The sequence below is a fragment of the Rufibacter roseus genome, assembly GCF_001647285.1.
Classification (GTDB): Bacteria; Bacteroidota; Bacteroidia; order Cytophagales; family Hymenobacteraceae; genus Nibribacter; species Nibribacter roseus.
This window is the reverse complement of the sequence record NZ_LRML01000003.1, coordinates 227,180-242,927: the sequence shown is the minus strand read 5'-3', so window position 1 is coordinate 242,927 and position 15,748 is coordinate 227,180. Positions and strand designations below refer to the sequence as shown.

The following is a 15,748-nucleotide window of genomic DNA, read 5'->3' as shown; positions in this document are numbered from 1 at the left end:
TTAGCTTATTTTCTCAAAAACAGGGCGAAAACAGTATTTGTGTTAGGCAATTGTTTAATTAGCTCGCCCACAAGGTCCTTTCAGGATGACAATGAGGAGGTAAACTTATGATTAGAGCTATATGCGGTCCATCAGCCAGACCTCACAGGTTTTTAAAACCTGTGAGGTCTTCGGTTCATTTACTGAATCCCTTCCAGCAACTGCTTCAGCACCGCCTGGGCGGCGAATTCACGATTGGCGGCTTCGTTTACTACCAGGGAGTTCGGGCCGTCCAAAATTTCATCGCTCAGTTCCACGTTGCGGCGAACGGGTAGGCAATGCATGACTTTGGCGTTGTTGGTGTTGGCCAAGTGCTGGTTCGTGAGCATCCAGCTGGGGTCTTGCGTGAGCACCTGCCCGTATTGGGGCTGAAAGGTGGACCAGTTCTTTATGTAGATAAAGTCGGCACCTTCTAAAGCCTCTTGCTGGTTGTGGGTGATGGTTGCGCCGTTGGTGAACTGCGGGTCTAACTCATAGCCTTCTGGGTGGGTGATGACGAAGTCCACATCAGCGGCGCACATCCATTCGGCAAAAGAGTTCGGCACGGCCTGCGGCAGTGCTTTCACGTGCGGTCCCCAGGTCAATACCACCTTCGGACGACGGCCTTGCGGGGCGTGCTCGGTAATGGTTACTAAGTCGGCCAAACTCTGCAACGGGTGGCGGGTGGCCGATTCTAGGCTCACGAAAGGCACGTTGGAGTACTGGATGAACTTCTTCAGAATCTCTTCGGAATAATCTTCTTCTACGTTCTGCAGTTTGGGAAAGGAGCGGAGGCCTAGCACATCGCAGTATTCGCCCATCACAGCGGCGGCATCTTTAATGTGTTCCACGGTGGTGCCGTTCATAATGGCGCCGTCCTGGGTTTCCAGTGCCCAGCCTTCCTGGCCCATGTTCATGACCATCACGTTCATGCCCAAGCTCTGCGCGGCTTTCTGCGTGCTGAGGCGGGTGCGTAAGCTGGGGTTCAGGAAAATAAGACCCAAGGTCTTGCGCTTGCCCAAATGCTCAAATGCGTACGGGTTTTTCTTCAGCTCCAGCGCTTCCTGCACTAGGGCGTTTATATCTTCTACGTCGTGAACGGAAGTGAATTGCTTCATTTTATTTTGGGATTCAAGACGCAAGACATAAGACACAAGATTTTCCATCTTATATCAAAAGTCTTGTGTCTTATGTCTTACATCTTGTGTCTATTTTACCAAGGCAGCAAACGCCTCTAAAAATCTATCCAACTCTGCCTGCGTCACATTTAAGGCAGGCAGTACACGGATGGTTTTTTTGTTGGAGGCGGAGCCGGTGAAGATTTGGTACTCGTCTAACAATGCCTTGCGAAGGGGAGCGCAGGGTGTCTCCAGCTCAATGCCTACCATCAATCCCTGACCGCGCACTTCTTTTACACCTGGCAGGGCTTTGGCTTTTTCCATGAGGTACTCGCCCATGGCGGCGGCATTGTCTACCAGGTTTTCCTGTTCCATTACTTCCAGCACGGCCAGAGCTGCAGCGCAGGCCAGGTAATTTCCCCCAAAGGTGGTGCCTAGCATTCCGTGTTTGGCGGGAATTTCAAGCGAAATCAGAACGCCCGCCACGGGGAAGCCGTTGCCCATGCCTTTGGCGATGGTAATCAAATCTGGTTTGATGCCTGCGTGCTGGTGCGCGAAGAACTTACCAGAACGCCCGTAGCCCGACTGGATTTCATCCAGGATAAGCAAAGCGCCGTGTTTCTTGGCTAGTTTTTCCAAATCCTGCAAAAACTGGCTGGTAGGAACGTTCACGCCGCCCACGCCCTGAATGCCTTCCACTATGATGGCCGCTACCTCGTTTGTTGCCAAAGCCTCCTCTACGGCGGCAGCATCATTGAACGGCAGGAAAATGATGTTCTCCGTCTCGTTCACAGGGGCCACAATGCTAGGGTCATCGGTAGCGGCTACTACCGCCGAGGTTCTGCCGTGAAACGACTTGCTAAAGGAAATTACCTTCTTGCGACCCGTGTGGAACGACGCCAGCTTCAAAGCATTCTCGTTCGCCTCCGCGCCCGAGTTAATCAGGAACAGCTGGTAATCTTCGTAGCCGCTCAGTTTCCCTAATTTGTCGGCCAATTCCTGTTGCTGCGGAATCTGTACGGAGTTGGAGTAAAAGCCAATGTTGTTCAGTTGCTCCGTGAGGCGCTGCACGTAATGTGGGTGGCTGTGGCCGATGGAAATCACGGCATGGCCGCCGTACAAATCCAGGTACTCGGTGCCGTTCTCGTCCCAGAGTTTTGAGCCGAGGGCTTTCACAGGAGTTATATTGAAAAGGGGATAAACATCGAAGAGATTCATTTTGAAGACGTAAGATTCAAGACGTAAGACATCAGACTCCAATTTCTATTTTGGGTCCGTTTTTCTGAAAACAGCCTATAAGCAGCTGTCCTACTTCTGTTGCAACCGCGAATTGAGTTAAAACCCAATGGCTTTCAACTGCAAGCCGGCTCTTTCTTCCAGCCCGAACAACAAATTCATGTTCTGCACGGCCTGGCCACTGGCGCCTTTCAAAAGGTTGTCAATCAGGCTGGTAATGACCAATTGGTTGTCGTGCTTCTCAATATATATAAGGCATTTGTTCGTATTCACCACTTGTTTCAAATCTGTATTATTATCCGTGACGATGGTGTACGGGTGTCCTTTGTAGAACTGCCTGTATAATTGCTGCGCTTCTTCTAGGCTCAGGTCTGAGTGCAGGTAGGTGGTGCACAGAATGCCTCGGCTGAAGTTACCGCGGTAGGGCACAAACCGAATGGCGGTGTCTAACTTGCTTTGCAGCGCTTGCAGGCTTTCGGTAATCTCAAGCAAGTGCTGGTGGCCGAACACTTTGTAGCTGGAGATATTGTTGTTGCGCCAGCTGAAGTGGGAGGTCTCGGCCAGTTTCTGGCCCGCGCCCGTAGAGCCCGTAATGCCGCTCACGTGTACTTCTTCTGGCAAGGAACCATTCTGAGCGAGCGGGAGCAAGGCTAACTGAATAGCCGTCGCAAAGCAACCTGGGTTCGCTACATTGGCGGCGGTTTTAATCTGTTCACGGTTCAACTCGGGCAGGCCGTACACAAATTGGCGGTTGCCCAAAGATGACTTCGCAGTGAGTCGAAAATCCTGGCTCAGGTCAATAATCTTTACTGTGTCTGGAATAGGATTGGCGTCTAAGAATTTCTTCGCATCTCCGTGGCCTACGCAGAGGAACAGTACGTCTACCTCGATGCTCAGCTCGTTGGTGAAGACTAAGTCTGTGTCGCCAAGCAGGTCGGTGTGAGTGTCGGTGACGGGTTTGCCGGCCTGGCTGTTGCTATGTACAAAGGCTATCTGTACGTGCGGGTGGTGCACCAGCAGGCGCAACAGTTCACCACCGGTGTAGCCTGCTCCGCCTACTATGCCCACTTTTATAAGATTACTCTGCGCCATCTTCGCCGTTAATTAAGCGGTACATCATGGTCTGGTTCCCGAAAATCTTGGAGAAGCCTTTCACGTCTTCGCCACTCCAGGCATTGTTCATCTCGCCATAAGAACCGAATTTAGACGACATCAAATCATGCTCTGATTCAATGCCTTCCACCTGGAACCGGTACGGGGCCAGCCACACGTGTACTTTGCCCGTCACGGTTTTCTGCGTGTCAGTAAGGAAGGTCTCGATGTTGCGCATGGTTGGGTCCAGGAACTGACCTTCATGCATCCAGTTGCCGTACCAGGTAGCCAGGCTGTCTTTCCAGTACAACTGCCACTTAGTAAGCGTATGTTTCTCCAGGGCGTGGTGTGCTTTGATAATAACCATAGGAGCCGCCGCCTCAAAACCCACGCGGCCTTTAATACCAATGATAGTATCGCCCACGTGAATGTCACGGCCAATGGCGAAGGCCCCGGCAATCTCCTGCAGCTTTTGAATAACGTGTACTGGGTTGTCGAACATCTCATCGTTCAAGCCAACCGGCTCGCCGTTTTTAAAGTGCAGCGTAATACGCTCGGGCGTTTCTTTCGTTAACTGGGTTGGGTACGCAGATTCAGGAAGTGCCTGGTGCGACGTCAGGGTCTCTTTACCACCTACAGAAGTACCCCAGATACCCTTGTTGATAGAGTACTGCGCCTTCTGGAAGTCCATCTCCACGCCCCGCTCTTTCAGGTAGGCAATTTCCTCCTCGCGCGACAGTTTAAGGTCACGAATGGGAGTGATGATTTCTACATTGGGTACCAGAATGTTGAATACCATGTCAAACCGTACCTGGTCGTTGCCCGCGCCCGTGCTACCGTGCGCTACTGCTTCTGCACCAATTTGCTGGGCGTATTTGGCAATGGCCACTGCCTGAGAAATACGCTCCGCGCTCACCGATAGCGGATAGGTGTTGTTCTTCAGTACGTTGCCGAAGATGAGGTACTTCAGGCAAGACTGGTAGTAGTTGTCGGTTTCGTCTAAGGTTACGTGTTGGGCCACGCCCAGATTCTCGGCCCTTCGGGCAATCTCCGCCAACTCCTCTTCAGAGAAGCCGCCGGTGTTCACAATGGCCGAATAGATTTCATAACCTTGTTCCAGTAGGTACTTCACACAAAAAGATGTGTCTAAGCCGCCACTGAACGCGAGAACTACTTTTTTCATGGGTTTAGGGTAAGGTACTTATAAATGATGGGTTGAAAACTGTTAATAGGGAATATGCTGGTCAGACACCTTAAAGTAGTTGCCCGGCCAGCATATTTTCATTTTACTGCTTTAGAGAATTGTCAGAGCCTTCCGAAGGTTTGGGCGGCACAAACAACATAGCCGTGCAAAGGCAGTTGCTGCGCTCTTTGGCCGTGAGAATGTCAAAGTTGACACAGCTGCGGCAGCCTTTCCAGAACTCTTCGTCTTTGGTGAGTTCTGAATAGGTAACCGGACGATAGCCCAGGTCTGAATTTATCTTCATTACCGCCAGCGCTGTGGTCAAGCCGAAGATTTTGGCCTCTGGATATTTGGTGCGGGACAGTTCGAAGATTTTTTCTTTGATGCGTTTAGCCAGGCCGCTTTTGCGGAGTTCGGGCGCTACAATGAGGCCGGAGTTTGCTACGTACTCGCCGTGTCCCCAGGTCTCAATGTAACAGAAGCCAGCCCACGTACCATCTGCTTTGAATGCGATGACCGCTTTGCCCTCTTCCATTTTTTTGGCCACGTATTCTGGAGAGCGCTTGGCAATACCGGTGCCGCGCGCCTTGGCCGAGGCTTCCATCTCGTCGCAAATTTGCTGGGCAAAAGGAGTATGTTCCTCAGTGGCTACCACCACAGAGAAGTCGTTAGAAGTAGTTTCCATGGAAACAGGTGCAATGGGCTGTAACTCTACAGCCGTAGCGTACATACGCATTGGTATATAAATTGAAGAGATTACTAAAAAGAAAATAGATTTCTGTTGTCAATATGTTATTGACATACAGGATAGAGCCCGGTTTTGTTGTCTGAGACAACGGTGGCCGGTGGCCTAGCGCCTCGGTCGGGTAAGGTAAATGGGTTCACAAAAAACTGTTCTGGGAAGAACAGAAAAAAGCGCACTCGCCAGAAGGGAGCGTTTTACCGTTGCGGTCACAACTGATAAAAGCGACTTTTTATTCATCGAATTAAATAAATATCGAAATAGTAATGAGACTTCTACAGTGAGTCTCTATGCAAAGATTTCATATAAAAAATGAAATAACCAACGGTTTGGTTCAGAATTTACTAAAAATTAATTGAGGTTCAGGAATTTCTGTGGAGGCCGTGAAGAATCTGCAATAGAATTGACGAAACGAAAGCAGAATTGCTGTTTTAGTGCCGTTTTTGAAAAGTAAGGCAAAAACGGTTCTTGCTGTAGCCTAGGAAGTTGCGGTTAAATAGGAGATTTGGGTGAGAAGGTGAAAATATGAGTAACATGTAAAAAGATATGTACTCCTGCGCCTATCGTTTGATGCTGTGGGGATTTATCAATCCCCTTTTTGGCGTCTGCTGTGGTACGAAGATTAGGAAATCCCCGACAGAGGGCTTCCGGATTAGTAAATCCGGAAGAGCGGTTTCAGCGGTTACTAATAGCAAAAGATGGCTAAAGCATCAGCCCCTTATTATGCAACGAAACTCCCCTCAAAGGAGGTAGAGCTGTTAAGTTCTCACTACAAGAAGTTGCTCTTCCGGATTTGCAATCCGGAAGCGGGTATTCAGGGGATTTGTAATCCCCGTTGCTGCACCATTATAAAGGAAAGCTGCGGATTGCAAATCTGAAGGATACAAAGTTCAGGATTGCAAATCTCGAACAGTGGAGAACTTAACAGCCCTGCCTCCTTGGTGAGGCGGGTTAACCTCTGCTGAGCAACTTCCAGCAGAAACATATTAATACCAATCCATTTACAAAAGAAAAAGAGCCGGGAATCGTTTCCCGGCTCTTTTTAGTAAAACAGGCCTAAAACAGAACCTGCTCCATTTCTAATTTTTAATTTAGCGAAGCGCTAGTGCGTATGTCCATGGCAACCGCAGGCTTCCCCAGCTATGCCGTAGAAGCGAGTGTTCAGGTCATCATGCCAGTCAAACGTGCTGGTGTTGTTGTTGCTCCAGTAGAACTTGCCCAAAGGTTTGTTGTAGTTGCCAACCTCCGTTAGGGTTTCAGCGTCATAAAGACGACCATTCACCATAGTATAGCGCACGCTCTCGGTATTCTGGATGTTCTCCAGCGGGTTCTTGTCAAGCACTATGATATCAGCTAGTTTGCCTGTCTCCAGTGAGCCCAGTTCTTTGTCCATGCCTAAATAATGAGCACCGTTCAGGGTAGCAGCACGTAAGGCCTCTAAATTGGTCATGCCGCCTTGCTGCAGCATCCAGAGTTCCCAGTGGGCGCCCAAGCCTTGGAGCTGGCCGTGGGCGCCTAGGTTTACTTTCACGCCGCGGTCAGTCAGAGCTTTTAGAGTACGGGAAGTGGCTATGTAGCCGTTGTCATATTCTTCGTCTGGCACATGAGTTACGCGGCGCGAGCGGCCGTCAATCACGGCTCTTGGCGTGAAGCGCAGCAGACGGTCTTTGTCCCACACGTTGGTTTTTTGATACCAGTAGTACTCGCCTGAGTTGCCGCCGTAATTTACGATAAGGGTAGGAGTATAGCCGGTCTTGCTGCCTGCCCATAACTGTAACACGTCATCATAAACAGGCGCAATGGGAATATTATGCTCTATGCCGGTGTGGCCATCCAGAATCATGGTCATGTTGTGGAAGAACGTGGAACCGCCCTCCGGCACCACCGACATATCCAGTTCCCGAGCTGCCTGGATCACCTGCTGGCGTTGCTCACGACGGGGTTGGTTGTAACTTTTCACAGAGAAAGCGCCCACCGCTTTCAACCTGCGGAGGTGCGAACGGGCATCATCCAAACCATTGATAACGGCTTTGAAATTACCATCGGCGCCGTACAGAATGGTGCCCGTAGAGAAGATACGCGGACCCACCATGTTCCCAGCTTTCACCATCTCGCTCTGGCTGAACACCATCTCGGTGCTGGAAGAGGGGTCGTGGGTGGTGGTAACGCCATAAGCCAGATTTGCCAGGTAAGACCATTGCTTTTTTGGGCTCATGCCCAACCGGAATGTGCCTAAGTGCGCGTGCACGTCTACCAGACCTGGCATGATGGTTTTACCTTGAGCGTCTATTACCTTGGCTCCGGCTGGTACTTGCACTGAACCAGCAGTGCCCACCGCCACTATTCTGTTTCCGTCTACTAATAAGGTGCCGTTTTCAATCACTTCATCGCCTTTCATGGTGATGATACGGGCATTGGTGAACGCTACTTTTCCTTGCGGAATGTCTGAGTTCAGCTGCAAGCCTACTTTTACACCCACTGAGTCAATAGGCGGAATGTTAGCTACGGCGCCCTCTACGAACTTGAAGCGGATTTTCAGGTCGTTGGTGAAGTATTCTTCGCCCAGCATCCAGTGCAGTTTCTTGCTGTCACTAGACCAATGCACGCTGGTGCCGGCATCACGGGTTACGCGGGCTACGGGTACTGATTTTGTATCGGCGCTTAGGTCTAAGCCTTTGCCTGCAGCCGGGAACGGCGCTATGTACACGTTGAATAACTCAGTCCAGGCAATCCATTGGTTGTCGGGGCTGGGAGTGAATTGGTTCGCGTATTTAGAAGTGAAGTGGGTTTGTACTTCCTTGCCGTGCAGGTCAGCACTTTTAAAAGCAACGCCTTCGCCTTCACCGGACATAAAGAAGATGCGCGAGCCGTCTTTGTTGAACAATGGCATCACTCCATTCTTCTGTACCAGCTTTGCTTCTCCTCCTTTGGCAGGCATCACGTAAATGCCCGGTTCTTTGCCGTGGGTGTGGCCCATGTGGTCGTTGCCGCGATCTTTCTGGAAGACAATCTGCTTGCCGTCCGGTGAGAAAGATGGATTTACGTAGAAGCCTTTGTCTGAGGTGATTTTGCGGGGTTTTCCGAATTTCAGGGCAGAAACGTAAAGCGCTCCGTGCTTGTCATCGTCCCAGGTGCTGTACACTACTTCCTTGCCGTCGGGGCTGAATGAGGGGTAGAACTCAAAGTCAGTACTGTTGGTGATCCGCTCGGGTTTGCCGTTAGGCAGTTGTTTTTTCCAGAGGTAGCCAGCGGCGTTGAATACCAGCGTTTTGCCATCAGGAGATGTTATAGCGTTCCGGATCATTTTGGCCGTGAAATGCTTAGGTGCTACCTCTTCTGGCGTAGCCACGTGTTTTACTGCCTCCGCAATACTATGCTGCGCCGACACTTTGAATGGAATTTCTTTGGCTGCAGCTTTGGCTACGTCCACATTCCAGAGTTTCCCTTTCGCCCAGATGACAATATTCTTTCCGTCAGGCGTGAAGTCAAAGTTAGGGTACACCCCGAAGATAGCCCACGCTTCCTGCTGGTCTTTGCTCAGTTGATCGTACACCGGGCGCTCCTCGCCGGTTTTCAGGTCATGCACGTACAGCACGCTTTTATTCCGCACGCGGCGCACAAACGCCAAGGTTTTGCCGTCCGGCGAAATAGTAGGTCGCATGGCGCTGCCGTTGCCGCCTACTACATTTTCAATTTCACCGGTCTGGCGGTTCACGCGGCGGATGATATAAATCTGACCGTTCGGGTCTTTGTTGTACTCAAAGGTAGAGCCGCCGCTCATGTCTTCAGAGAAGTACACGTACTTGCCGTCTGGCGACACAAAAGGCTCACCGGCGTCTTGTTGCTCGTTTTTGCGTTTGGTCAGCTGCATGCCCGTACCGCCGGCAAAGTGGTACTGCCACATTTCGCCAGCGCCCAATGAGCGACCCGCGGTGAAGTGCTTGCGGGCAATGAGGTACTGACCGTCTGGCGACCATACGGCGTTGTTCACTAACCGGAAGGTTTCTTTGGTGACAGATTTAGCATTGCTGCCGTCTGGGTTCATGACCCAAATATTATCACCACCTTCTTTGTCTGAGATAAAAGAGATGAGCTTGCCGTTGGGGCTGAACCGAGGTTGTACCTCATACGCGGGTCCGCCGGCCAACAAGGTAGCCTGGCCGCCAGTAATCGGCATTTTGTAAATATCGCCTAGCAGGTCGAAGACAATTTCTTTTCCGTCCGGGCTCACGTCCAGGTTCATCCAGGTGCCTTCAGAAACGGAGATAGTGATTTGCTTGTTCGGCCCGTGATTATCAGTAACGGACCATTTCTTTTTGTCTTCCTGGGCTTGGGCTAATGAGGACCAGCCGCACGCCAGGGAGAGGAACAGTATAAAGGGTTTACGCATGCGTGTTTTTGGTGTATTTTTTCAAAATTAAGCAGAAAACAGGACAGTTGTTTTGTATAACGAACAGATGTTAGCTTTCTGGTGCACATAAGATTTTACATTCACACAAACAAAATGGCACAAAAAAAGAGCGCTGATAAGGCGCTCTTTTCTGTTTTAGGTTTACTCGACCGTATTAAACTGCAGCTTGAGCAGGTTAGCGTAAATGCCGTTGGGGTTGCCAGAGAGCTGGTCATGGGTGCCTTCCTCAGCAATTTGACCGCGGTCAATCACAAGAATCTTGTCCACTTTTCTGATAGTAGCCAAACGGTGCGCGATGATGATGGTCGTGCGGTCTTTCATGAGTTCATCCATGGCATCCTGCACCAATTTCTCCGATTCGGAATCCAACGAGCTGGTGGCCTCGTCCAGAATGAGAATGGCAGGGTTTTTTAGAATGGCGCGGGCAATGGCAATACGCTGGCGCTGTCCTCCAGACAGTTTTACGCCTCGTTCTCCCACAATTGTGTCAAACGCCTCGGGGAACGACTGAATGAACTGCAAAGCATTGGCTTTCTGGGCGGCTTCCCAGATTTCTTCCTCGGTGGCATCGGGCCTGCCGTAAGCAATGTTCTCGCGGATGGTACCACCAAACAGCAGCACTTCCTGCGGTACTATACCTACGTTGCTGCGCAGGTCATTCAAGGGCATGAAGTTGATGTTCTGGCCATCTACAAAAATGCTGCCCTGGTCTACCTGGTAGAACTTCATGAGCAGTTGCACAATGGTAGACTTTCCGGCTCCGCTAGGCCCTACCAACGCAATTTTCTCGCCGGCTCTTATTTCAAAATGGATGTTATGGAGCACCTGCAAATCGGGGCGGGTAGGGTAGGAGAAGCCCACGTGCTCATAGCGTACGTTGCCGTTGAACCGCACCGCCGATGGCTGTAATCCCAGTTCCGGTTGCTCCGCGGGCATGTCCAGAATTTCCAGAATCCGCTCTGAGGCACCCATGGACACTTGAATCTTGGCATACAAATCACCTAAGCCAGCTACTGAGGCGCCAATAAACATGGTGTATAGCACAAAAGACGTCAACTCACCCAGGCTAAGGTCACCGCGTTGCACTAAGGTGGCGCCGTACCAGATCACCAGAATAATACCACCAAACAGACCAATGATAATAAAGGAAATGAAAGCTCCCCGGTAGATGGAGGTGGTAATGGCTGTGTTTACAGACCGGCCAATGGCGCTGCGGTAGCGCTTAATCTCAAATAGTTCGTTCGTAAACGCCTTCACCACCTGTATAGCTTGCAGGGTTTCTTCTACAATCACGTTGGTCACGGCTAATTCGTCCTGCGTTTTCTTAGACAGTTTTTTCAGCCGTTTCCCGAAAATCATGGCAAAAATCACCAGCACCGGAAACGTGGCCAGCATGAACAAAGAGAGCTTTACGGAGTAGTACATGATAAGCCCAACGCCTACTACCAAGGTGGTCACCTGCCGGAAAAGTTCGGCCAGCGTGATAGAGAAAGTGTCTTGTATATAACTGACATCTGACGTGATGCGGCTGGTGATTTCGCCCACGCGGCGCTGCTCATAAAACGTGATGGGTAGCCCCATGAACTGTGAGTAGAGACTTTTACGGATGTCAGCGATGGAATTTTCGCTCACCTGCGCAAAAAAGTAAACCCTGAAAAAGGAGAAAATGCCTTGTAGTAATATCACCCCGAAAAGAGCCAGCGCAATAAGGTCTAAATCTTGGGTAAAGGCAGTTTCGTTACCGGTGGCCGCGTCTAACAACACCCCCGTTAGCGCCGGAAAGCCCATGAACGTGAGGCTGGAGAAAAGCAGGAAGATCAGCCCTATGATGAATTTGCCCTTGTAAGGCAGGGTGAACCGGAATACCTGAAGACCGCGTTGGAGACTTTCCTTGCTGAGTTTCTTTCTTCCCTCAGTCTCCTGCCCGTTTGCCGAGCCAAATCCGCGTTTTGCCATGTACTAATAATTGAATAATAAAAATTTCGGCTCTCGCCGATGGTGCACCAAGTGATAAGCTACTCCTGTTTTAGAGCTGTTTTCAGGAAAACTGGCTAAAAACGGCCTAGGTTTAGCTTTGCCTGGCGCAAATCGCACAAAGGTAGACAATACAGCGGAAATAAAACTTCTAAAGCTTACAAGCTCGTTTATTCGAGAGTAACAGCATGAGTTACATTGGAAAGAGCTAAATCTAAGTGGTAGCGCCTTTTAACGAGATAGCCTTCATTCCCAATTCTAAATTTATGTAGTATTCTATACCGTTGAGGTACGTTGTCTTTATCTTGAATTAAAGTTAATTTATCAAACGCAACAGATTCATAACCTTTTATATAAGGCAAATTTTCTTTTTCATATTTAATTATTACCTCTTCTGCCTTTTTCTGGTCATTGTTACAACTTAGGAGAGCTGAGGAGAAAGCAAGTGTCAAAAGAATTTTTTTCATTGTGTGCTAGATGAGTTGATTTTCCTTAATATAAAGATTTACTGAAATTTTGTAAACTATTATTTTTAGAAACCAGCAGCAGCCCCAGTAACATCAGCAGACCGTTCAACAGCAACACCTCAAACCCAAACTGGTAGCCCCAGAACCAGTCAGCGGAGTTGCTGCTGATAACATAAGTAAGCGCCGGCGAGAGAACAGCAATGGCAGGAACAAATCGGTCTTGTACGGAACGGCGGGTAAGCATGCCAAAGGTGAACATGCCCAGCAACGGGCCATAAGTGTAGCCTACCAGCGTGAACAGCAGCGCAATGATGCTCTCGTTGTTGTAGTACCGGAACGCCAATATCACCAGCAGCAGCAGAAAAGAGAAGCCCAGATGCACCCAGTTTTTGTACCTGATGCGCTGGGGCTCCGGCCGGTGTTTGAAGTTCAGGAAGTCTACGCAAAAGGAAGTAGTGAGCGAGGTAAGGGCAGAGTCGGCGGAGGCGTAGGTGATGGCAGTGATGCCCAGAACAAACGCGATTCCTGCAAACGCTGAAAAATGGTTCAGGGCTAAGAAAGGGAAAACGTCATCGCCTTTGTCTGGGAGCGTTATGCCTGCTTGTGCCGCATAGAAGTACAGTAGTAGCCCCAGGCACAGGAACAGCACATTCACCACCACCAGAATAACCGTGAACCAGAACATATTCTTCTGGGCATCGGGCAGGTTGCGGCAGCTAAGGTTTTTCTGCATCATGTCCTGGTCAAGCCCTGTCATGGCAATGGTAATGAACATGCCCGCCAACACTTGCTTCACAAAAAAGTTGGGAGCCTTGGGGTCCCAGATAAAAAGCTGGGAAGACGGACTGTCGGTTATGGTATGCACTAATCCAGAGAAGCCAAGATTCAATTCCTCTGAAATTAGCCAGATGCTAACCCCCAGACACAAAAGCATGGCCAGCGTTTGCAGCATATCGGTCCAGATAATGGTTTTCATGCCGCCCCTGAATGTATAAAGCCAGATAAACCCGATGGTCAGGAAAACAGTGCCGGCAAAAGGCACTCCCAAAGGACCGAACACCGCCAGTTGCAGCACTCCCGCTACCAGATATAGCCGCAGCGCTGCACTCAGCGTGCGTGACAGCAGGAAAAAAGCGCTGCCTGTTTTATAAGACCAATATCCCAGCCGACCCTCCAAATAGGTATAGATAGACACCAGGTTCAGGCGGTAATACAGCGGCAGCAGCACCAACGCAATCACCACATAGCCCAGCACGTAGCCCAGCACCATCTGCAGATAGGTAAACCCCGTCTTCTGCACCATGCCCGGAATAGACACAAAGGTAATGCCCGAGAGGGTGGTGCCAATCATACCAAACGCCACCACATACCACGGCGACTGGCGGTTAGCCAGGAAAAAGCCTGCCGTAGATTCGCCCTTTTTGCCCGTGGCCAAAGAAACTCCCAGCAGCAGGAAAAAGTAACCTATGATGATGAAAAGGATGAGGAGTGGAGACACTTCTTTTAATTAAGAATTATGAATGAAGAATTAAGAATTGTGTTGGTGGAGGTGCAAAAGTAAGAGGTGGCTTTTGTTTTGGAGCTGTTTTTTGAAAAACAGGTCGAAAACAGAAAGTTAGATATGTTACCCTACCCGATACTCCCCTTTTGAAGATGCTCATTCTATCCCACATCTTTTTACACGTGTTCCGCCCCCTTTGAAGGGGGTAGGGGGATGTTACCATTATAGATCCTTTCCTTTCTCGGTCATCTCGAGCAACGCCGAGAGATCTAACGAAGATGCATAGTGGGCGATGCAAATTACTAAGGCCAACGCCGCGGACAGGTCAAGCCCTGTCCCTACCTTGAAAATTATTGGGAACGCCATGACCGCCTGGTGTAAACATCCGCCCCCCCTTCAAAGGGGGAATTTGCTAGAACAAGCGCCTAGATGGTTTGTGCTAATGCAGGAAGAACCCAATAATAGAAAAGGCCTGTCTCACTGACAGGCCTTTTCTAAGTTTATGCAATTGCTTCAGGGTCTTTATCGGTGAGCAAACCAGTTCGTCTGCTGGAGATGGCCCAGAGACCCAAGAAAGTCAAGAGTCCGTTCAGCAGCAAAACCTCAAACCCGAATTCATAGCCCCAGAACCATTCTTTTGAGTTATAGTTGAGAATGAAGGTCAGTACCGGAGCCAGCACACAAACGACAGGTACTAAATTGTCGCGGACAGGGCGGTTGTTGAACATGCCAAAGGCATAAAGACCCAGCAGCGGACCATACGTGAAACCTGCCACCTTGAACACCGCCTGCACCACACTCTCATCATTCAGAATTTTGAAGATGATGATCACGATGGCCATCACCGCTGAGAAACCAAGGTGAGTCCAGTTTTTCAGGCGCACGCGTTGAGCCTCCGGGCGGTTCTTGAAATCAAGGAAATCTACGCAGAAAGAGGTGGTAAGGGCGGTTAAGGCAGAATCAGCGGAAGCATATGTTATGGCAGTAATACCCAGAATAAATGTAATGCCCGCAAAGGCGGTAAAGTGGTTGAGGGCTAAAGCTGGGAATACCATGTCTCCTTTAGCAGGCAGAGCGATTCCTTTGGTTTCAGCAAAAATGTACAACAAGGCACCTAAGCTCAGGAACAAAATGTTCACCACCAGAATAATAGCAGTAAAAGAGAACATGTTCTTCTGCGCCTCACCCAAATTTTTACAGCTCAGGTTTTTCTGCATCATATCCTGGTCCAGACCCACCATTACTATAGAGATGAAAGCCCCGGAGACAAACTGCTTCCAGAAGTATTTGGTGTCTTTAAAATCGTCCAGGAAGAATACCTTAGAGTACTTGCTCTCGCTGATGGAGTTTACCATGCCCTGAAAATCGAGGTTCAGCTCATCGGTAATCATGATGATACTGATGCCCACGCAGACCAGCATAGCCAGCGTCTGGAAAGTATCTGTCCAGATAATGGTTTTCATACCGCCTCTGAACGTGTATACCCAAATTAACGCAATGGTGATAATTACCGAAACTTCAAAAGGAACGCCTAGCTCGTCAAACACAGCCAGCTGAAGTACGCCTGCCACCAGAAAAAGGCGGAATGCAGAACCAAGCGTACGGGCCAGTATAAAATAAGCCGCGCCGGTTTTATAAGACCAGTACCCAAACCGCTGCTCTAAATAGGTGTAGATAGAAACCAGGTTAAGGCGGTAATACAAAGGCATGAGTACCAGCGCCACCACAAAATAACCTGCCATGTTCCCCAAAATGAACTGCAGGTAAGAAAACTGCGCATTGGCTACCATGCCCGGAACCGAAATAAATGTGACTCCGGAAAGGGAGGTCCCGATCATACCGAAGGCTACCACATACCAAGGCGAGGCGCGGTTTGCTAAAAAGAAGCTGTCTGTAGATTCGCCCTTCTTGCTGGTCAGAAACGAAATGAGTATCAGAACACAGAAATAAGCGGCTATGATGCCTAAAATAAGCGTAGACGACATGGGTGAATTTATGGTTTTTTA

10 protein-coding genes are annotated in these 15,748 nt (G+C 49.6%); all 10 read right to left on the bottom strand.

What is annotated here, in order from left to right; all coding sequences use genetic code 11:
* Window positions 1–179: 179 nt before the first annotated feature.
* A complete protein-coding gene (locus A8O23_RS05045; protein WP_066617581.1) occupies window positions 180–1,136 on the bottom strand; it encodes an N-acetylornithine carbamoyltransferase in 957 nt (318 codons plus the stop codon).
* 90 nt (window positions 1,137–1,226) lie between these two features.
* The gene (locus A8O23_RS05040; RefSeq protein WP_066617570.1) at window positions 1,227–2,354 is read right to left on the bottom strand and encodes an aspartate aminotransferase family protein; all 1,128 of its coding nucleotides are present in this window, start codon (window positions 2,352–2,354) and stop codon (window positions 1,227–1,229) included.
* A 117-nt stretch (window positions 2,355–2,471) separates the two neighbouring features.
* Complete coding sequence (gene argC / locus A8O23_RS05035; protein ID WP_066617568.1) at window positions 2,472–3,464, bottom strand: N-acetyl-gamma-glutamyl-phosphate reductase; 993 nt, start codon at window positions 3,462–3,464, stop codon at window positions 2,472–2,474.
* Window positions 3,451–4,647, bottom strand: coding sequence for an argininosuccinate synthase (gene argG, locus A8O23_RS05030; protein ID WP_066617565.1), 1,197 nt, complete (start codon window positions 4,645–4,647; stop codon window positions 3,451–3,453). The genes argC and argG overlap by 14 nt, the downstream gene beginning before the upstream one ends.
* Window positions 4,648–4,750: 103 nt before the next feature.
* On the bottom strand, window positions 4,751–5,332 hold the full coding sequence (locus A8O23_RS05025; protein WP_239693353.1) for a GNAT family N-acetyltransferase: 582 nt from the start codon (window positions 5,330–5,332) through the stop codon (window positions 4,751–4,753).
* Window positions 5,333–6,491: 1,159 nt separating this feature from the next.
* Complete coding sequence (locus A8O23_RS05020) at window positions 6,492–9,779, bottom strand: amidohydrolase family protein (RefSeq protein ID WP_066617562.1); 3,288 nt, start codon at window positions 9,777–9,779, stop codon at window positions 6,492–6,494.
* A 162-nt stretch (window positions 9,780–9,941) separates the two neighbouring features.
* Window positions 9,942–11,756, bottom strand: coding sequence for an ABC transporter ATP-binding protein (locus tag A8O23_RS05015; protein WP_066617560.1), 1,815 nt, complete (start codon window positions 11,754–11,756; stop codon window positions 9,942–9,944).
* Between the two features lie 188 nt (window positions 11,757–11,944).
* On the bottom strand, window positions 11,945–12,241 hold the full coding sequence (locus A8O23_RS05010; RefSeq protein ID WP_066617559.1) for a hypothetical protein: 297 nt from the start codon (window positions 12,239–12,241) through the stop codon (window positions 11,945–11,947).
* 25 nt (window positions 12,242–12,266) lie between these two features.
* Window positions 12,267–13,739, bottom strand: coding sequence for a sodium:solute symporter (locus A8O23_RS05005; RefSeq protein WP_066617557.1), 1,473 nt, complete (start codon window positions 13,737–13,739; stop codon window positions 12,267–12,269).
* A 503-nt stretch (window positions 13,740–14,242) separates the two neighbouring features.
* A complete protein-coding gene (locus A8O23_RS05000; RefSeq protein WP_066617548.1) occupies window positions 14,243–15,727 on the bottom strand; it encodes a sodium:solute symporter in 1,485 nt (494 codons plus the stop codon).
* Between the last annotated feature and the right edge of the window lie 21 nt (window positions 15,728–15,748).